Annotated in this window: 16 protein-coding genes and 1 riboswitch; of the genes, 1 reads left to right on the top strand and 15 read right to left on the bottom strand. The window is 69.8% G+C overall.

Annotated elements, in window-relative coordinates:
* Positions 1 to 55: 55 nt before the first annotated feature.
* The gene (locus tag ACWCRB_RS42875; RefSeq protein ID WP_451001257.1) at positions 56 to 1,063 is read right to left on the bottom strand and encodes a M23 family metallopeptidase; all 1,008 of its coding nucleotides are present in this window, start codon (positions 1,061 to 1,063) and stop codon (positions 56 to 58) included.
* 2 nt (positions 1,064 to 1,065) lie between these two features.
* Positions 1,066 to 1,225, bottom strand: a riboswitch (cyclic di-AMP (ydaO/yuaA leader).
* Between the two features lie 312 nt (positions 1,226 to 1,537).
* Positions 1,538 to 3,619 carry an alpha-galactosidase gene (locus ACWCRB_RS42870; RefSeq protein WP_451001258.1) on the bottom strand — a complete coding sequence of 694 codons (2,082 nt, stop codon included), beginning with the start codon at positions 3,617 to 3,619 and terminating at the stop codon, positions 1,538 to 1,540.
* A gap of 169 nt (positions 3,620 to 3,788) precedes the next feature.
* Here ACWCRB_RS42870 and ACWCRB_RS42865 point away from each other — a divergent pair, with 169 nt between their 5' ends.
* Positions 3,789 to 4,586 (top strand): tyrosine-protein phosphatase, encoded by a 798-nt coding sequence (locus tag ACWCRB_RS42865; protein WP_451001256.1) that lies wholly within the window; start codon positions 3,789 to 3,791, stop codon positions 4,584 to 4,586.
* Positions 4,587 to 4,604: 18 nt separating this feature from the next.
* On the opposite strand, the gene ACWCRB_RS42860 is transcribed toward ACWCRB_RS42865, so the two are convergent.
* The 13 genes from ACWCRB_RS42860 to hpnC form a co-directional block, all read right to left on the bottom strand.
* Positions 4,605 to 4,727, bottom strand: coding sequence for a DUF6126 family protein (locus ACWCRB_RS42860; protein ID WP_235473469.1), 123 nt, complete (start codon positions 4,725 to 4,727; stop codon positions 4,605 to 4,607).
* The gene (locus ACWCRB_RS42855) at positions 4,724 to 5,347 is read right to left on the bottom strand and encodes a helix-turn-helix domain-containing protein (protein WP_451001255.1); all 624 of its coding nucleotides are present in this window, start codon (positions 5,345 to 5,347) and stop codon (positions 4,724 to 4,726) included. The genes ACWCRB_RS42860 and ACWCRB_RS42855 overlap by 4 nt, the downstream gene beginning before the upstream one ends.
* 69 nt (positions 5,348 to 5,416) lie before the next feature.
* Complete coding sequence (locus ACWCRB_RS42850; protein WP_451001254.1) at positions 5,417 to 6,826, bottom strand: aspartate aminotransferase family protein; 1,410 nt, start codon at positions 6,824 to 6,826, stop codon at positions 5,417 to 5,419.
* Entirely contained in the window at positions 6,823 to 8,748 is a 1,926-nt protein-coding gene (dxs, locus tag ACWCRB_RS42845; protein ID WP_451001253.1) for a 1-deoxy-D-xylulose-5-phosphate synthase, read from the bottom strand. The genes ACWCRB_RS42850 and dxs overlap by 4 nt, the downstream gene beginning before the upstream one ends.
* Positions 8,749 to 8,793: 45 nt before the next feature.
* On the bottom strand, positions 8,794 to 9,951 hold the full coding sequence (gene ispG, locus ACWCRB_RS42840) for a flavodoxin-dependent (E)-4-hydroxy-3-methylbut-2-enyl-diphosphate synthase (RefSeq protein WP_451001252.1): 1,158 nt from the start codon (positions 9,949 to 9,951) through the stop codon (positions 8,794 to 8,796).
* A gap of 4 nt (positions 9,952 to 9,955) precedes the next feature.
* Entirely contained in the window at positions 9,956 to 10,978 is a 1,023-nt protein-coding gene (hpnH, locus tag ACWCRB_RS42835) for an adenosyl-hopene transferase HpnH (RefSeq protein WP_451001251.1), read from the bottom strand.
* 5 nt (positions 10,979 to 10,983) lie between these two features.
* Positions 10,984 to 11,619: a phosphorylase family protein gene (locus ACWCRB_RS42830; protein ID WP_451001250.1), complete on the bottom strand. Its 636-nt coding sequence runs from the start codon at positions 11,617 to 11,619 to the stop codon at positions 10,984 to 10,986.
* A complete protein-coding gene (gene shc, locus ACWCRB_RS42825; protein WP_451001249.1) occupies positions 11,619 to 13,610 on the bottom strand; it encodes a squalene--hopene cyclase in 1,992 nt (663 codons plus the stop codon). Before shc ends, ACWCRB_RS42830 begins: the two co-directional genes overlap by 1 nt.
* Positions 13,611 to 13,722: 112 nt before the next feature.
* The gene (locus tag ACWCRB_RS42820) at positions 13,723 to 14,790 is read right to left on the bottom strand and encodes a polyprenyl synthetase family protein (protein WP_451001248.1); all 1,068 of its coding nucleotides are present in this window, start codon (positions 14,788 to 14,790) and stop codon (positions 13,723 to 13,725) included.
* 62 nt (positions 14,791 to 14,852) lie between these two features.
* Positions 14,853 to 16,271, bottom strand: a complete 1,419-nt coding sequence (gene hpnE, locus ACWCRB_RS42815; RefSeq protein ID WP_451001247.1) for a hydroxysqualene dehydroxylase HpnE — start codon at positions 16,269 to 16,271, stop codon at positions 14,853 to 14,855.
* Positions 16,268 to 16,408 carry a DUF6380 family protein gene (locus ACWCRB_RS42810; RefSeq protein WP_369030980.1) on the bottom strand — a complete coding sequence of 47 codons (141 nt, stop codon included), beginning with the start codon at positions 16,406 to 16,408 and terminating at the stop codon, positions 16,268 to 16,270. The genes hpnE and ACWCRB_RS42810 overlap by 4 nt, the downstream gene beginning before the upstream one ends.
* Positions 16,408 to 17,358: a presqualene diphosphate synthase HpnD gene (gene hpnD, locus ACWCRB_RS42805; protein ID WP_451001246.1), complete on the bottom strand. Its 951-nt coding sequence runs from the start codon at positions 17,356 to 17,358 to the stop codon at positions 16,408 to 16,410. The genes ACWCRB_RS42810 and hpnD overlap by 1 nt, the downstream gene beginning before the upstream one ends.
* Positions 17,355 to 18,260, bottom strand: coding sequence for a squalene synthase HpnC (gene hpnC / locus ACWCRB_RS42800; RefSeq protein WP_451001245.1), 906 nt, complete (start codon positions 18,258 to 18,260; stop codon positions 17,355 to 17,357). The genes hpnD and hpnC overlap by 4 nt, the downstream gene beginning before the upstream one ends.
* Between the last annotated feature and the right edge of the window lie 367 nt (positions 18,261 to 18,627).

The raw sequence follows: 18,627 nt of genomic DNA, 5'->3' as shown, positions 1-18,627 counted from the left end.
GTGACCCAGGCCCGCCCGGTGATCGTGGGGCGGATGCCGCCTCGGAGAGTCTGTGTCAGCCGACGGCGACGCCCTTCGAGCGGAGGTACGCGATCGGGTCCACGTCGGAGCCGTAGTCCGGGGTGGTGCGGATCTCGAAGTGCAGGTGCGGTCCGGTCACGTTGCCGGTGGCACCGGAGAGGCCGACCTGCTGGCCCTCGGTCACGGTCTGGCCGGCCGAGACGGAGAGCTGCGAGAGGTGGGCGTACTGGGCGTAGTAGCCGTCGGCGAGCTTGATGACGACCTGGTTGCCGTACGCGCCGCCCCAGCCCGCGGAGACGACCGTGCCGGCGCCGACAGCCTTGAGGGAGGTGCCGGTCGGGACGACGAAGTCGACGCCCGTGTGGTAGCCGCTGGACCACATGCTGCCCGACACGTGGTAGGCGGTGCCGACGGTGGCACCGGCCACGGGGAGGGTGAAGCCGCTGGAGCTGCTGGAGCTGCCGGTGTCGGCGGCCTCGGTCGTCGTCGAGGTGTCGGCCTTCGCGCTCTCGGCGGCCGGCTTGGACGTCTCCGTCTGGGTCGACTTCGAGGACGACGAGGACGAGGACTTCGACGAAGAAGAAGAGGAGGAGGAAGGCGAAGAGGTCGACGCGGCCTTCTTGCCGATCGTCAGCTTCAGACCGGGGTGGATCAGGCTCGGGTCGGCGCCGATGGCGGTCCGGTTGTCCGAGTAGAGCTTCTGCCAGCCACCGCTGACGCTCTGCTCCTGGGCGATCTTCGAGAGGTAGTCGCCGGCCTGGACCGAGTAGGTCCTGACGCTCGCCTTCTTGGCGGCGGAAGGCGTGGACGCGGCGGCCTTTCCGGCCTTTTCCGACTTCGCGGAAACGGACTCGGCCGATACGGACTTGGCCGATTCCGAAAGCGACGACACGGACTGGGCGGTGGACTCCGCCGTGGCCGCATGGGCGCCGGTGGCCCCCAGAAGCGGCAGGGCGAGAGCCGCTCCGCCGGTTCCGGCAGCGGCTATCGAACGGGTGAAACGCTGGGACTTCGGACGGCGGTGCTTACCCTTCGCGGGCATGACGAATTCCTCTCCGTCGCCTGCGAGGTGAGCTGTCGGGTGCGGACTGGAGATGTCCGGCCACGCCTGAACGTGACTTAACCCCAAGCCTGTTCCAGAGACCGGAACAGGCGTTCTACCTGTGGGTCCCCCGCTCCTGCCGTTGTCGGGTGTTCGATGCGGGCTCCGGGCGGCGGCAGGATTGGGCGTCCGTCCGGATTGGTGGCGAACGTAAGCGACTAAGACGCACGGAAACAAGCCTGAGGTTCCCTGTGTACGGGTTTCCTGTGGTCCTCCCCAGAATTCCCGGTCACTGTCCGTGAATTCCGGATCTTTCCGCCCCTCGAACTCCCTGAAAACACGCCGAAATTACGTGAACATGACGGCGACACACGGTCACGAATATGACGCTGCTCACTCGCCCGATTCACAGCAACCTTTATTCCCAGGCGAGTTGGAACGAAGGCGCCATAGAGTCCATATAGGGCAGAAGTATCAGATGCGACGCAGCCGGATAACTGCCGCATCGAGGTCACCCTTGAGGCCGGTCCGCAGCCCGTGATGCAACAACACGGCACCTCGGTGGACTTCGCCCGTTTCGCGGCTTTCGTACGCCGCCGAGGGGTCAAGTCCGCGCAGCCGCAGCGCCGGCACCGGCTCGCCGTGGTGCTGCGCCTGGAGCCAGGCGAGGACGACGGTCTCGTCGCCGAGCACGTACTGCACCGCGCTCAGTCCGCCGGTCGGCCGCCGCAGCCGGTAGAGGTCGCCGCGCTGCACGACGGGCCGGATCTCCTTGTACAGCCCCACCCACTCCCCCGCCTCGGCCAGCTCCTCCTCGGTCCACGTGGTGAGGTCGCCGCCGACACCGAGCACCCCGGCCATCGCACTCACGAACCGGAACCGCAACGAGCTGACCCTGCCGTTGAGCTGGGTGTTCGGGCTGTCGGTGACCCACGCGGCCATGACCCGCGCCGGATGGATCTGACTGAAGCCCTCCTGGATGGCGAGCCGGTCGAGCGGGTCGGTGTTGTCGGAGGTCCACACCTGGTCCGTACGGGCGAGGACACCGAGGTCGATCCGGCCGCCACCGCCCGAGCAGGACTCGAAGGCGACGTCCGGGTGGGCGGCCCGCAGCCGGTCCAGCAGGGCGTACAGCCCGTGCACGTGGTCGACCCACAGGCGCTGCGGATAGTCCTCGCCGGGCCAGCCGGCGTCGGTGAAGCAGCGGTTGAAGTCCCACTTCACATAGTCGATCGGGGCGCTGGAGAGCAGCCCGTCGAGCTGCTCCCAGAGATACTGCCGGACATCCTCGCGCGCGAGGTTCAGTACGAGCTGATTGCGGAACTCCGTCCGCTTTCGTCCCGGTTGGAACTGCACCCAGTCGGGGTGTGCGCGGTACAGCTCGCTGTCCGGGTTGACCATCTCGGGCTCGACCCAGATGCCGAACCGCATCCCCAGGGCGTGCACGTACTCGGCGAGCGGCTTCAGTCCCGCGGGGAAGCGGTCGGGGTTGGGCGTCCAGTCGCCGAGGCCGGCCCGGTCGCTGGTGCGGGTCCCGAACCAGCCGTCGTCCACGACGAACAGCTCGACGCCGATCGCGGCGGCCCGCCGGGCCAGCGTCCCCTGCTGCTCCTCGGAGATGTCGAACTCGGTGGCCTCCCAGGAGTTGTAGAGCACGGGCCGGTCCCGGTCGGCGTCCGGGACGACGAACGCGCGCTGGTACGCGTGCCACGCCCGGCTCGCCCCACCGTGCCCGGAGTCGGTCCACAGCCCCGCGAAGACCGGCGTGACGAAGGACTCCCCGGCCGACAGCCGCAGCAGCCCGGAGTCGTCGTACCCCGCCCCGCCGGTGATCTGCACGCGCGCGTCGGGCAGTTGGGCGACGGCGATCCGCCACGACCCCGACCAGCCGAGCGCGCACGCGTACACCTCGCCGCTCTCCTCGGTCGCGTCGGTGTCGAGCGCCACCCAGGGCAGATGCTGATGCCCGGTGTGCCCGCGTCGGCTGCCGATGACCTTCTCACCGTAGGTGAGATCAGCCTTCACGAGCCGGGACTCGGCGGCCCAGCGCCCGTGCAACTGGGAGAGGCGCCAGCCGTCGCGGTCGGGGAGCGTCCAGGTGGCGGAGTCCGCGCGGAGCAGCTCCAGGGGGCCGGTTCCGTCGGGCGCGTCATGGGTGAGGGTCACCCAGCGCTCGACCACGTCGTGGCGCATCCGGTAGTGGAGCGTGATGGACAGCCCGGCGTCCCGGAACATCAGCCGGAGTTCGTCCTCCTCGGTCTCGTACGCCTCGAACCGCCACTCGGTGCCCCGGCTCTCGTCGGTCCGCACGGACAGGGCGGGCCGTACGAAACGGGGGCCGCCCTCGACCGGGTACTCCTCGCGGCCGTCGAGCGGGGACTCGAAGGGCCAGTAGTCCGGCAGCGGACGGACGGCGAGCGCCTCCGCGTCGGCGAGGGCGACCCGCGGGCCCCAGTGCAGATGCAGCAGTTCGTCGCCCTCGGTGAGATGGACGGCGTAACTGCTCGTGGGCCCCGAGAGAAGCCACGTACGACCGGTTCCGGCGATTTCCAGCATCATGTCCCCACAGATCCGAACAGGCGCGCCCAAGTCTCAACATCATCGGCGCCACGGCCGTCGACGGCAACGCCTGTGGAAAACTCCTTGGCCTGTTCACCCATGTCGTATCGTCGAAGCGCGCCCGTCGACGAGCAGCGTCCGCGGGGCGGTGTGGGAGGGAGCCCTCGTGACGCAGCAGGTCCCGTCGACCGAGCCCGAGCTGGGCGGCGTACGAAACTTCCGTGACGTGGGCGGGCTGCCGACCGTGGACGGCCGGCGGGTGGCGCCCGGGAGACTGTTCCGCAGCGGTCATCTCGCCCACGCGACCGACGAGGACGCGGCGTTCCTCGGCTCCCTCGGGCTGCACACGATCTTCGACTTCCGGAACGCGGCGGACATCAAACTGGAGGGGCAGGACGTCGAGCTGGCGGGTGTGCGCAACGTGAACATCCCGCTGTCCGACCCGGCGCACGGCGCGGAGTTCTGGAAGATGGTCCGGGACGGCGATCTCGACGAGCTGCGCAGCCTGCTGGCCGACGGCAAGGGCGAGCAGCGGATGATCAACTCCTACCGCGAGATCATCCGGGACCGCACGGCCGAGCACTCCCGGATGCTGCACGCGCTGGCCGAGGACAGTGTCCCGGCCCTGATGCACTGCGCGGCCGGCAAGGACCGCGCGGGTCTGTCCATCGCGGTGACGCTGCTCGCCGTCGGGGTGGAGCGCGATGCCATCGTGGCCGACTACATGGAGTCGAACGCGCAGCACCGACGTTACAAGGTGCGCCGCAACGGCTCCGGCGCCCAGGTCTACAGCCCCGAGGTCCTGGAGCTGCTCAACCCGCTCTTCGGCACCCGGCCCGAGTATCTGACGACGGCCATGGAGACGGTCGAGGAGACCTGGGGCAGCGTCGACAGCTATCTGACACAGGGGCTGGGCGTCAGCCCGGAGACGCGGGAGCGACTGCGCGAACGGCTCCTCGACTGAGCCCGCGGCCTGTGCGGGCTACTGCTTCGCGCCCACCTCGAACAGCAGGTAGATGAAGGCGGCGAAGACGTGCCCGACCGCGATGTAGATGATCAGCCGGACCCACAGGGCCCGGGGGAACTTCTCTTCCATGTCCGTCATGGCGTGACTCCAGGGGTCGGGCCGAGGCAGAGCGCGGCGGTGGGGCTCTGCAGCAGGGTGTGGACGAAGAGCAGGTCGGTGCCGTCGCGGCCGTCGGCGGCGAGGCGGTGCGGGGTCAGCGAGTCGAAGTGCGCGCTGTCCCCCGGCGCGAGGATGTGGGCGGTGTCGCCGAGGCGCAGCCGCAGCCGTCCCTTGAGGACGTACAGCCACTCCTCGCCGGGGTGGACGCGCACGATGTCGCCCTGCGCCCCGTACGGCACATGGACGCGCAGCGCCTGCATTCCGCGTCCGGAGGCACCGGCCTGCCAGTACGACCAGCCGCCGGCGGCCGTCGGCTCCATGTCGGCGGCACGCACGACGGCGTCCCGGTCGGCGACCGTCTCACCGAGCAGTTCGGAAACCGTCGTACTGTAGATACGCGCGAGCCCGAGCAGCATCGGCAGCGAGGGCTGGCGCTGCCCCGTCTCCAGACGGGAGAGGTGGGCGGGCGACAGCCCGGCGGCCCGGGCGGCGGCCTCCAGGGTGAGGGCGGCCCGGCGGCGCAGCGCCCGGAGCTGCGGTGCGACGACGGGCAGGTCCTCGACCGGCCCGGACTCCTCGGGAAGGCTCATGCCCTCCATTCAGCCGCAGTTTTGCCTCCGGGGCAAACTTCTTGCCTCAGAGGCAAAACCCGTTGTCCTGTTCACAGGCTATCTATTGGCCACCGCCTGCTTGACCAGCGTCTTCCCGAAGTCCCACATCAGCCCGCTCCCGCCGTGCGCGTCGTCCATCACGGCGGTGAAGGCGTCCACGAACCGGTCCACCTCCCGCTCCCCGACGACCAGCGGCGGAATCAGCTTGATCACCTCCAGGTGGTCGCCGGAGACCTGGGTCAGGATCCGGTGCCGTTGCAGCAGCGGTACGACGACCATCTGGGCGAAGAGCCCCTTGCGGGCGGCCTGGAGCATGGTCCAACGGCCGCGCAGCTTCAGCGACTTGGGCTTCCCGAACTCGATGCCGATCATCAGGCCCCGGCCGCGTACGTCGGCCAGCAGCTCGTACTTGTCGACCAGCGCCGCCAGTCTGGTCCTCAACTGGTCCCCGGTGGCCCGGGCGTTGGCGACGATCTGCTCGTTCTCCATGACCGACAGCACGGCGAGGCCGGCCGCCATCGCCTGGGCGTTGCCCCCGAAGCTCGCCGAGTGCACGAGCACGCGGTCGATCGACGAGTAGACCTTCTTGAAGATCCACTCCTTGCCGAGTGTGGCACCGACGGGCACATACCCGCCCGACAGCGCCTTCGCCACGCACACCAGATCGGGCTCGACCCCCTCCTCGTGCTGATAGGCGTAGAAGTCGCCGGTCCGCCCTAGGCCCGTCTGCACCTCGTCCGCGATGAGCAGCGCCTTGTGCTTGTGCAGCAACTCCTGGGCGGCACGCAGATATCCGGGCGGCGACTCGTGCACGCCCTTGCCCTGGATCGGCTCGACGATCAGGGCGGCGACATCGCCCTTCTTCAACTCCCGTGCCAGGGCGTCGAGATCACCGAGCGGTACGGCGGTGTCGGGCAGCAGCGGGGCGAAGCCGTCCCGGAAGCCGTCCTCGCCGTTGACCGAGAGGGACCCGGTTGTCAGGCCGTGGAAGGCGTGCGAGCAGTACAGGACGCGCGGCTTCCCGGTGGCGTACCGGGCGAACTTGAGCGCGGTCTCCACCGCCTCCGTACCGCTGTTGCCGAAGAACACCCGGTCCAGATGCGGACTGTGGGTGAGGAGCCGCTCCGCCAGCAGCCCGGGCAGCGGCTGGCAGTCGAAGCGGGTGAGGTCGGCGAGCTGGGCGTCGAGGACGTCGTGCAGCGCCTTGCGGACCACGGGGTGATGGCGGCCGAGGCCCATCACCCCGAACCCGGCGAGCATGTCGAGGTAGTCGTCGCCGTCCGCGTCCCAGAAGTACGCGCCCTCGGCCCGCTCGTAGACCTTGTCGAAGCCGATGGTGTGCAGCATGCGCGGGAGCTGGTGGTTGAGGTGCTTGGTGTGCAGCTCGTAGCGTTCGGCGCCGCGCTCGGCCAGCAGCGCACCGAGGTCGAACTCCCCCGACGGGGAACCGGGTTCAGCGGTTGTCATTCCTGTTTCTCCTTGGCCTTCCCCTTGGGCGGCTCGTTCTTGGGCAGCTCGTTCTTGACGGCCAGCCCGGCGCCGATCCGTCCCGCGATCTCGACGGGCGTGAGGCCGATGTCGGCGAGCACCTCACCGCGCTTGGCGTGCGCGAGAAACTGCTCCGGGATCCCGAACCGCCGTACGGGCACGTCGACATCGGCATCACCGAGAGCCAGCGCGACCGCCGCGCCGACCCCGGACGCGCGGCTGTTGTCCTCGACGACGGCCACCATGCGGTGTTCGGCGGCGAGGCCCGGCAGCGCGGGGTCGACGGGCTTGACCCAACGCGGGTCCACAACCGTGCAGTTGATGCCGCGCGCCTCCAGCAGCTCGGCGGCCTGCAGACACACCGGGGCCATCACGCCGACGGCCACCAGGAGCACGTCGGCAGCCTTCTCGGACCGGTGCAGCACATGCATCCCGCCCACATGGCCGACCGCCTCGATCGCCGGCCCGACCGACTCCTTGGGGAACCGGATCAGGGTGGGCGCGTCGTCGACGGCCACCGCTTCCCTCAGCTGGGCGCGGAGTTGGTCGGCGTCGCGCGGGGCGGCGATGCGGAGTCCGGGCACGACCTGAAGGATGGACAGGTCCCACATGCCGTTGTGTGACGCTCCGTCAACTCCCGTGACACCGGCGCGGTCCAGCACGAAGGTCACCCCGCACCGGTGCAGTGCGATGTCCATCAGCAGCTGGTCGAAGGCACGGTTGAGGAAGGTGGCGTACACGGCGACGACGGGATGCAGACCCCCTGTCGCCAGTCCCGCCGCCGACACGGCCGCGTGCTGCTCGGCGATCCCGACGTCCCAGACCCGATCCGGGAACCGTTCGGCGAACTTGCCGAGGCCCACGGGATGCAGCATGGCCGCCGTGATCGCGACCACGTCGTCCCGCTCCTCCCCGATCTTCACGATCTCGTCGCCGAACACCGAGGTCCAGGAAGGCCCGTTGGAGGGCGCGAGGGGCTCGCAGGTGAGCGGGTCCATCACGCCGACGGTGTGGAAGTGGTCCTCCTCGTGCGAGCGCGCGGGCTCGTAACCGCGCCCCTTCTCCGTCAGACAGTGGATGAGCACGGGCCCGTGGAACCGCTTCGCGCGCCGCAGCGCGGACTCCACCGCCCCGATGTCGTGCCCGTCGATCGGGCCGACGTACTTCAGCCCCAGGTCCTCGAACATGCCCTGCGGCGCGAACGCGTCCTTGAACCCCTTCTTCGCGCCGTGCAGCGACTCGTAGATGGTGTTGCCGATGAGGGGGGTGCGCAGCAGCACGTCCTTGCCCCAGGCCAGCACCTGCTCGTAGCTGTCCGTCGTCCGCAGGGTCGCGAGGTGGTTGGCGAGGCCGCCTATGGTCGGCGAGTAGGAGCGTTCGTTGTCGTTGACGACGATGATCAGCGGCCGGTCCTTGGCCGCCGCGATGTTGTTGAGCGCCTCCCAGGCCATCCCGCCGGTGAGCGCGCCATCGCCGATCACCGCGACGACATGCCCCTTCTCGCCCTGCACCTGGCGGGCCTTGGCGAGCCCGTCGGCCCAGCCGAGCGCGGTGGAGGCGTGGCTGTTCTCGATGACGTCGTGCTCGGACTCCTCACGCGAGGGATAGCCGGACAGGCCCCCCTTGCCGCGCAGCTTGGAGAAGTCCTGACGTCCCGTCAGAAGTTTGTGCACGTAGCTCTGGTGGCCGGTGTCCCACAGGATGCGGTCGACCGGTGACTCGAAGACCCGGTGGAGCGCGATGGAGAGTTCCACCACCCCCAGATTGGGCCCGAGATGGCCGCCGGTCCTGGCGACCGCGTGCACCAGGAACTCCCGTATCTCGTCGGACAGTTCACCGAGTTCCGCCTCGGACAGCGCCTTCAGGTCGCGTGGTCCCCGGATGTTCTCCAGAATCGTCACGCTCGGGCCCCCTCTTCTTCCGTACTCGTCAGCCCGTGCTGCTGTTCAGCTCACGGAGACCGCCGGTTCCCCCGACGCGACGCCGTCCTGCTCCATCTGTTCGGCGATCTTCATCGCCTCCTCGATCAGGGTCTCCACGATCTTCGACTCGGGCACCGTCTTGATGACCTCGCCCTTCACGAAGATCTGCCCCTTGCCGTTGCCGGAGGCGACCCCGAGGTCCGCCTCCCGCGCCTCGCCGGGGCCGTTGACCACACACCCCATGACCGCGACGCGCAACGGCACTTCCATGCCCTCCAGGCCCGCTGTGACCTGATCGGCGAGCTTGTAGACGTCGACCTGGGCCCGCCCGCAGGACGGACACGACACGATCTCCAGCCGCCGTTGGCGCAGGTTCAGCGACTCCAGGATCTGGATGCCGACCTTGACCTCCTCGGCGGGCGGCGCCGACAGCGAGACCCGGATGGTGTCCCCGATGCCCTCGCTCAGCAACGCCCCGAAAGCGACAGCCGACTTGATGGTCCCCTGGAAGGCAGGACCGGCCTCGGTGACGCCCAAGTGCAGCGGGTAGTCGCACTGTTCGGCGAGCTGCCGATAGGCGTTCACCATGATCACCGGGTCGTTGTGCTTGACGGAGATCTTGATGTCCTGGAAGCCGTGCTCCTCGAACAGCGACGCCTCCCACAGCGCCGACTCGACGAGCGCCTCCGGGGTCGCCTTGCCGTACTTCTGGAGCAACCTCCGGTCCAGGGAACCGGCGTTGACCCCGATCCGGATCGGCGTGCCGTGGTCGCCCGCGGCCCGCGCGATCTCCCGCACCTTGTCGTCGAACTGCTTGATGTTGCCCGGGTTCACCCGCACCGCCGCACAGCCGGCCTCGATCGCGGCGAACACGTACTTCGGCTGGAAGTGGATGTCGGCGATCACCGGGATCTGCGACTTGCGCGCGATCGTCGCCAACGCGTCCGCGTCGTCCTGCGTGGGACAGGCGACACGCACGATCTGGCAGCCGGACGCGGTGAGTTCGGCGATCTGCTGGAGCGTGGCACCGATGTCCGACGTACGCGTCGTCGTCATCGACTGCACGGACACCGGGGCCCCGCCCCCGACCGCCACCGGCCCGACCTCGATGCGCCGGGAGACCCGGCGCTCGGCGATCGGACGGACCGGTACCTCGGGAACGCCCAAGGAAATGGCGGTCACGACGTCACTCCCTGTTCCCGGCGACGGTCTCGCGCATGGCTCGCAGCGACTCCTTCAGGGATCCCATGGTGGCCATGACGGCCGTCGGCTCGTACCCGCAGTGCGCCATGCAGTTGGCACACCGGTCGTCCTTGCCACGCCCGTAGGCGTCCCAGTCGGTCTTCTCGATGAGGTCCTTGTACGTGGTCACGTACCCGTCGCTCATCAGGTAGCAGGGCTTCTGCCAGCCGAACAGCGAGTAGTTCGGGATCGCCCACGCCGTGCACGGGAAGTCCGCCTTGCCCTCCAGGAAGTCCAGGAAGAGCGGGGAGTGGTTGAGCCTCCAGCGCCGCCGGTTGCCGCCACCGAAAGCCTTCTTGAACAGCTCGCGGGTCTGCTCGACGCCAAGGAAGTGCTCCTGGTCGGGAGCCTTCTCGTAGGCGTAGGCGGGCGAGATCATCATCTCGTCGACCTGGAGCTCGTCGTTGAGGAAGTTGAGCACCTCGATGACGGTCTGCGGGGTGTCGGTGTTGAAGAAGGTCGAGTTGGTGGTGACCCGGAAACCGCGCTTCTTGGCCTCCTTGATGGCGGCCACGGCCTCGTCGAACACCCCTTCCTTCGCGACGGACTCGTCGTGCCGCTCACGCAGACCGTCGATGTGCACGGCGAACGCGAAGAACGGCGACGGCGTGAACTTGTCCATCTTCTTGCGCAGCAGCACGGCGTTGGTGCAGAGGAAGACGTACTTCTTCTTTGCCACCAACTGCCGCACGATCTCGTCGATATGAGGGTGCATCAGGGGTTCGCCGCCCGCGATGGACACCATCGGCGCCCCGGACTCCAGCACCGCACCGACCGCTTGGGCGACCGGCATGCGCTGCTTGAGCACACCCGCCGGATGCTGGATCTTGCCGCAGCCCTCGCACTTGAGGTTGCAGGCGTAGAGCGGTTCGAGTTCGACGATCAGCGGGAACTTGTCCCGCTTGCGGAGTTTCTGTTCGGCCAAATATGTAGCGATCTTGATGGTCTGGCGGAGCGGCATGGCCATCTGTCTCACCTCCTGGGGAGCAGCAAGGAACGGTGCCATTCGACAAATGCTGGAAGGACCGAACGAAGAACGCGGAAAGCCGATATTCCACCGCGTACCGTGCCGATCCGGACGAGTTCATGTTCTGGAGCGTCCACGACCACCCGTACGGCCGCAACCGGGCGCACGCCCGTGCGCACGGCGCTGTGGAGCGTGGCCGCCGACTCCATGTCGACCGCGATTGCGCCGGTCGCGAGCAGATCCGACCGCTCGTGACCTCGTACGACGTGGTCGGAGCCGGTGAGAGGGCCGGTGTGGACGGTGCGCCCGGGCACGGCACGCACCAGTTCCTTGACGAGAAGTTCGACGCCGTCACAGCGGGTGACGCCGCGCGGGTCCCGGGTCTCCTCGGCGACCACCAGGTCACCGGGGTGCATCCCGGGGGCCAGTCCCGCGCAGAAGCCCGTGGCCAGCACGACGGCGTCGCGCAGCGCCGGGTCGGCCAGCGCCCGGGTGACGGCCGCCTCGGCCGCCTCGGGCCCCATGCCCGTACGCAGCACGGTGACGGGACCGTCGCCGCGCGTGCCCCGGCGCAGGGCGAGCCGTTCGATGCCGAGCGCACAGGCGATCAGCAGCGGGGCCGGCTCGGGCTGCCTGTCCATCAGCCCCCCTTGGCGTCGGCGAACGGCTCTCCGTGGACGTACCGGCCGAGCGCGGTGAGCGGGAAGACCTGGCGGTAGAGGTGGTAGTTGATCGAGAAGTCCCAGGGGAAGCCGGTGCCGGTGAAGTACGGCTCGTCCCAGGAGCCGTCCGGCAGCTGGGTCGCGGCGAGCCACTCGACTCCGCGTTCGACGGCCTTGGAGTCCTGCTCCCCGGCGGAGAGGAGGGCCAGCAGCGCCCAGGCCGTCTGGGAGGCGGTCGAGGCGCCCTTGCCGCTCCAGGCCTTGCTGTCGTTGTAGGAGCGCAGGTCCTCGCCCCAGCCGCCGTCGTCGTTCTGGACCTTCTCCAGCCAGTCCACCGCGCGCCGGATCGCCGGATGCGCGGCGGGCAGCCCTGCGGCGGTCAGCGCGGGCACCACCGAGCCGGTGCCGTAGACGTAGTTGACGCCCCAGCGGCCGAACCACGAGCCGTCGGCCTCCTGTTCGGCGAGCAGCCACTCGATGCCGCGCCGGGTGCGCGGATCGTGGGACATGCCCTCGACCGCCAGCATCTCCACGACATGCGCGGTGACGTCGGCGGACGGCGGGTCGATGACCTCGCCGAAGTCGCAGAACGGCAGCTTGTTGGGAAGCGGACTGGTGTTGTCGACGTCGAAGGCACCCCAGGCGCCGTTCTTCGACTGCATCCCGAGGTTCCAGCGGACCCCGCGCCCGATGGCGTTCTCGACCCGCTCCGGATCGTGGTGCCGGACGCGGCGCAGCGCGAGGACGACCTCGGCGGTGTCGTCGATGTCGGGGTAGTTGTCGTTGTGGAACTCGAACGCCCAGCCGCCCGGCGGCAGTTCGGGCCGGCGTACGGACCAGTCGCCGGGCCTGACGATCTGCTCGCCCAACATCCAGTCGGCGGCCCTGACCAGTTGGGGGTGGTCGGCGGGCACACCCGCGTCGGCGAGGGCGATGACCGCGAGGCAGGTGTCCCACACCGGCGACTGACAGGCCTCGATCATCCGGGCCCCGTCCTCGCGCCACACCGTGAAGCGGTCCAGGGACTCCAACCCGGCCCGCATGACGGGGTGTTCGAGGTCGTAGCCGAGCAGGTGCAGGGCGATCACCGAGTAGACGGCGGGCGGCTGGATGCCTCCCCAGCAGCCGTCGTTCTCCTGGCGCTCGATGATCCAGCGGGCGGCCGCGTTCATGGCGGCCTTGCGCAGCCTGCGCAGCGCGACCTTGCGGTAGCCGTGCAGGGCCTTGTCGAGCCGCTGGAAGGCACCGTCCCAACTCACCAGCGGAGCAAGGGACTTGCCCGAGTTGGGCACCGCGGGGTCGGTGTGCAGCTCGTCGAGCGGGAAGGGCGCCGGGCGGACCGGGCGCTTGGCGCTGACGATGGTGAGCGGCACGATGGTCTGCCGGGCCCAGCAGCCGAAGTCGTAGATGTTGAGCGGCATCCACTTCGGGAAGTAGATGAGTTCCGGCGGGAGTTCGGGGAGGTCGTCCCACTTCCACCAGCCGAACAGGGCCAGCCAGATCCGGGTGAAGACGCGGGCGGCGGCGATGCCTCCCCGGTCGCGGATCCAGGCGGACGCCTTCGCCATGTGCGGCGCGTCCGGGGCGTCCCCGGCCAGCCGCAGGGCGACGTACGCCTCGATGGTGGCGGAGAGTTCGGCGGGTCCGCTGTAGAAGGTGGCCCAGGTGCCGTCGTCGCGCTGCTCGCCGCGGATGAACAACGCGGCTGCCTGGGTGGTCTGTTCGTCGCGGATGCCCAGGAACTGGCGGAGCAGCAGGTCCTCGGCGTCCATCGTGACGTTGGTCTCGAGGTCGCCCTTCCACCAGCCCTGGGCGTCCTGCCGCGCGAGCAGATGTTCGGTGGCGCGCCTGACGGCACGCGCGGCGGCATCCTGAACCCCTGCCGCCACTGGGGCGTCGGTGTCGGTTTCGCTGGCCGAGGCAGCGCGGGGCGGCAGTGCCCCGGTGCTTCCGTCGGTCGTCGCTGTCATGGCTTCCCCTTCGTGCAGTGGATGTCTCTGCTGTGGGTCCGCCGTCGGCCGATGCGCCGCTGGAACGCGGCGCCGGCCGGCGACTACGCGAGGCTTATTCGACCGATAGTGATCATCTCTTTCGTACGACGACGAAGTCGGCGAGCGCCGTGAACTGCGCACGCACCCGGTCGGGCATGTCGATGGCGTTCAGTGCGTCGACGGCGATGGTGTGCTGTCGGCGCGCCTCCTCGGCGGTCCACTCCCGGCCGCCCGCCTGTTCGATCAGGGCGGCGCGGACGGCGAACTCCTCCTCGGAGAAGTTCTCGAAGTCGCTGCTCTTCGCGTCGGCGGCGAGGAGGTCGCCGAGTTGCTCGGCGGCCGGGCCGCTCGCCGCGAGGGCGGCGACGACGGGCAGGGACTTCTTGCGCTGGCGCAGGTCGCTCCAGGTCTGCTTGCCGGTGGCCTCCGGGTCGCCCCAGATGCCGAGGAGGTCGTCGACGGCCTGGAAGGCCAGGCCGAGGTGGTAGCCGTACTTCTCCAGAGTGTCGGCGGTGCGGTCGTCCGCGCCGCCGAGGACCGCGCCGATGGAGCTGGCGCAGGCGAGCAGGGCGCCGGTCTTGTTGCCCTCCATCTCCAGGCACTCCTCGACGCTGACGCGGTCGCGGTGCTCGTAGGAGATGTCCTGCGCCTGGCCGTCGATGAGGGCACGGGTCGCGGTGGTGAGGCGGCGGGTGGCACGCCCTGCCTCGACGGTGCCGAGTTCCAGGAGGATCTCGTTGGCCAGCGCGAACAGGGCGTCGCCGACGAGGATGGCCTGGGCGGGGCCGTGCACCTTCCAGACGGTGTCGCGGTGGCGGCGCTGTTCGTCGCCGTCCATCAGGTCGTCGTGCAGCAGCGAGAAGTTGTGCACCAGCTCGACGGCGACCGCACCGGGGATGCCGACCTCGGGTGCGGCGCCGGTGACCTCGGCGGACAGGACGGCGAGCGCCGGGCGTACGGCCTTGCCGCCGTCGCCGGCCGCGGGCCGGCCCTGGGCGTCGATCCAGCCGAAGTGGTAGGCGGAGACGGTGTCCATGGGGGCCGCGAGACGGTCGATCGCCGTCCGCAGCACCGGAGTGGCCAGGGTCCGGCCGCGCTCCAGGAGCGCGGTCACGTCCACTACGTCGGCAGCCTTCGGGGCCGGGGGCACAGTGGGCACAGTCTCTCCTCTAGATGCGGTGCTGGGGGTGCGGAGCCCCGTCGCCTGCGGATGATCGAGCATCACGCTGCCTCCTCTACGTCGAAGAGGTGATGGCGGGGCCGGCCCAGGGCGCCCAGCGCGGCGCCGGCCGCACTGACGCCGCTGCGGACCGCACTCTCCATGGTCGCGGGCCACCCCGTGGCGGTCCACGAACCGGCCAGGTAAAGGCCGGGGGCTTTGGTGCGGGCGCCGGGCCGCAGCCGACCGACGCCGGGGGTGGGGGCGAACGTCGCTGTCCGCTCCCGGGTGACGAAGAAATCCCGTACCTCCGCGCCCCGCGCGCGGGGCAACAGCCGCTCCAGCTCCGGGAGATACCGCTCGCGCAGCGCCGCCACGGGCTCGTCGATCTCGTCGTGCGCGGCCGACTGCGACAGCGCCAGGTACTGGCCGTCGCCGCCGAGCCCGGACGCCTCGGTCCGGTCGAACACCCACTGCACCGGGCTGCCGAGCGCCGCGAGGAACGGCGTGCTCAGCACCTTCCGGTCGTACACCACATGCACGTTGAGAATGGGCGCGGTGCCGATCTCCAGCAGCCGCTCGGGGGCGTCGAGCGCACCCGCGGGCAGAAGATCGTGCGCCTCCTGCTGGGCCACGGCGAGCACGACGGCGTCCGCGTCGAGGGTTTCGCCGGGAACCTGAACGCTCCAACGGCCGTTCTCGTTGTGTTGGATGGAGGTGACGCGTGTACGGACTTCGGTACGCACGCCCGCGGAGTCGAGCGCCTTGCGGGCCAGAGTGTCGTGCAGTTCGCCCAGCGGGACGCGCGCCCAGCCGATGTCGGCCGCGCCCGGGTCGGACAGCAGACCGGTCTTGAACACCATCGCGGCGAGCCCGAGGGACGAGTCCCCGGCCACCGCGTTGAGGGTGGCGACCCCCACCAGGTCCCACAGTGCCTCGACGGCACGCGGCGACTGACCGTGCGCGGCCAGCCAGCTGCCGAAGTCCTGTGCGTCCAGCGCCGGGTCGGCGAGGTCCAGTGCCTTGAGCGCGAGTGCGGCACGCCCTACTCTGGCGCGCTCGGCGAGCGAGAGGTGCGGATACGTGGCCAGGCTGCGCCCGAGATGCAGAGGTACGGGCAGCGGATCGCGCCGAAGTCTGCCCAGGCGCCGTCCGGCGGGTTTCGCCACGTCGACGACCGGCACGTCGAGACGTGCCTGCACCGGGGCGAGTTCGGCGGCGTCGATGCGGTCGAGGAACCAGCGGTAGGCGGTGCAGCAACGCAGGTACACATGCTGGCCGTTGTCGACGGTGAGTCCGTCGCGCTGGAAGGAGAAGGCGAGCCCGCCGAGGCGCGGCCTGCCTTCGAGCAGGGTGACGCGGACCCCGGCGTCGGCCAGGGACAGTGCCGTGGTGATGCCCGCCAGTCCGCCGCCGACCACCACGGCGCTCTTCTCACCGTGGTGGCCCGGACGTTCTCCGGGCTGCGTACCGTCGCTCATCGCGCACTCCCCCCTGTGCACCCGCCGCGCCGGATGAACGCCGCACGGCAGGCCGTTGAAGTCAGGGACGCCGTCCCCGACCGGAGGGTTGCGCGCCGTTTCGTCTCGGTCACATCACCTTGGGCCGAATTGTCCATCAGGCCCGCCTCCTGACGGTCCGCCGGGAGACATGCCGGGCGTCCAGACCGGACAGGCCGCGCACCGCGACGTACGCCTTCTCGCGTCCGGGCAGCGAGACCCGGCCGCGCAGCACCGCCTCCGGCTCGCGCTCGATGCGGTCGAGGAGCCGTCGGTAGATGCCGGCCATGGCGGCGACACAGGCGCCGCTGCGCCGGTCGAGCATGGGCAGCAGCCGGTAGCCCTCGGCGAACAGGGCGCGGGCGCGCCGTACTTCGAAGTGGACGAGGCCCACGAAGTCGGAGCCCTCCGGCGGGTTCGGCCCGCTGAACCCGGCCGAGCAGCCGAACTTGGCGAGGTCGTCGGACGGCAGATAGGTCCGCCCGCCCTCGGCGTCCTCGCGGACGTCCCGCAGGATGTTGGTGAGCTGGAGGGCGAGCCCCAGCGTGTCGGCGTACTCCGAGGCGCGTTCCGCTCCCCGCGCGCCCTTCTCCGTGCCGAACACGCCCAGGGACAACCGCCCGATGGCCCCGGCCACACAGCGGCAGTAGACCTTCAGGTCGTCCCAGGTCTCGTAGGTCTCACCGCGTACGTCCATCACGACGCCGTCGATGAGCTCGTCGAGGCCGCCGAGCGGGATCGGGAAGTGCGTCCCCGCGTGACTGAGGGCGACCGCGACGGGATCGGTGTCGTCCTCGTCGACCGCGCCCTCGCGCACCCGGGTGAGCAGTGCTCTGGTGTCCTCCAGCCGTGCCGCCTTGACCTCGGGGGCCAGTGTGCCGTCACCGATGTCGTCGACGCGCCGCGAGAACGCGTACAGAGCGGACATGGCGCGCCGCTTCGGCGTCGGCAGCAGTCTGATGCCGTACGCGAAGTTGCGGGCCTGCTGCCCGGTGACGGACTCGCAGTAGGTGTAGGCGGCGAGTACCGGTGCGGACACGTGTGGTTCCGACTCCACGGTCCGGATCACCCCTCTCCTCGCAGGGTTGTGCCCACCTGGCGCAGCAACTGGATCCTGCCGGGCTTGGGCGGGCCGGGAAGTACGTCGTATTCGGCGGCGGCGATCGCTTGGATTGCCGCTTTTCCCCCCGCCACGAAACCCGCGAGCAGCAGCTTCAGCCTGCCGTGGACGCTACCCACGAGGGGGGTGCCTTCATTCAGCAGGTCACGCGCGCGTTCCGCTTCGTATGCGATCAGTGCGCGCACCGACGCTCCTGCGGTGGGGACGGCGAGATCCGCCTCCTGGACGTGAAAGCGCTTCATGTCCTGGGCGGGCAGATAGATCCGGTCGCGGCCGAGGTCCTCGGCGACGTCCTGGAGGTGTTCGACGATCTGGAGGGCCGTGCACACGGCGTCGGAGCGGCGGATCCGCTCGGGCGTCGCGGTGCCGGTGACGGCGAGGACGAGGCGACCGACGGGGTTGGCGGACAGCTCGCAGTAGGCGAGGAGGTCGTCGTACGTCTCGTACCGCTTGACCTGCTGGTCCTGGCGGTTGGCGGCGATCAGGCCGAGGAACGGCTCGGGGGTGAGGGCGCGGCGGCGCACCGTCGGCTGGAGCCGGCGCAGGAGAGGGTGGTGCGGGGTGCCGTCGAAGACTCTGCGCAGGTCGGTCTCGAAGGCGTCGAGGAGGGCGAGCCGGTCGTCGGCCGCTTCGGGGGCGACGCCGAGCAGCCGGGCGTCGGCGCCGCCGGGGGCGAGGTCGCCGTCGCCGATGTCGTCGACGAGGCGGGCGAAGCCGTAGACGGCCATGAGGTCGGTGCGCCAGGCCTTGGGCAAAAAGAAGGGTGCCACGGGGAAGTTCTCGTCCGCGGCCTTGTCGAGCGTGCCGCGCTCCGGGTCGGCGGCGGTGCGCGCATGACCGGTCGCCGTCACCGTTCACTGCCCGGGGCGGGGACGGCACACGCTGTGGGGAGCTGGGGAGTTTCCGTAGCCATCGCCGTCACATCTCCCGTTCTACACTGCTGACCCAATGGGCACTATTTCGGACACGCCGCCCAGCCGTCCGCGCGGCGGTCCGATGCCGGGTGTCGCGCGGTATCGCCCTACTTGCCGCGATTCAGCACTGGTACAGCTTACGTTGTACAACGCGGCGTGGTCCGTCGGGGTGTCCTGCGCATCACAAGAACGAACCGATTGGCGTCAAGATGCGTCGTCGCATCTCGTCCGGTGAGTTCAGCGCGGGCGACCAGATCCCGACCCTCCCCGCGCTCTCGGAGCACTACCGCGTGTCGGAGACGAC

The sequence above is a fragment of the Streptomyces sp. NPDC002156 genome, assembly GCF_053593675.1.
This window is presented reverse-complemented; position numbering and strand designations above follow the sequence as displayed.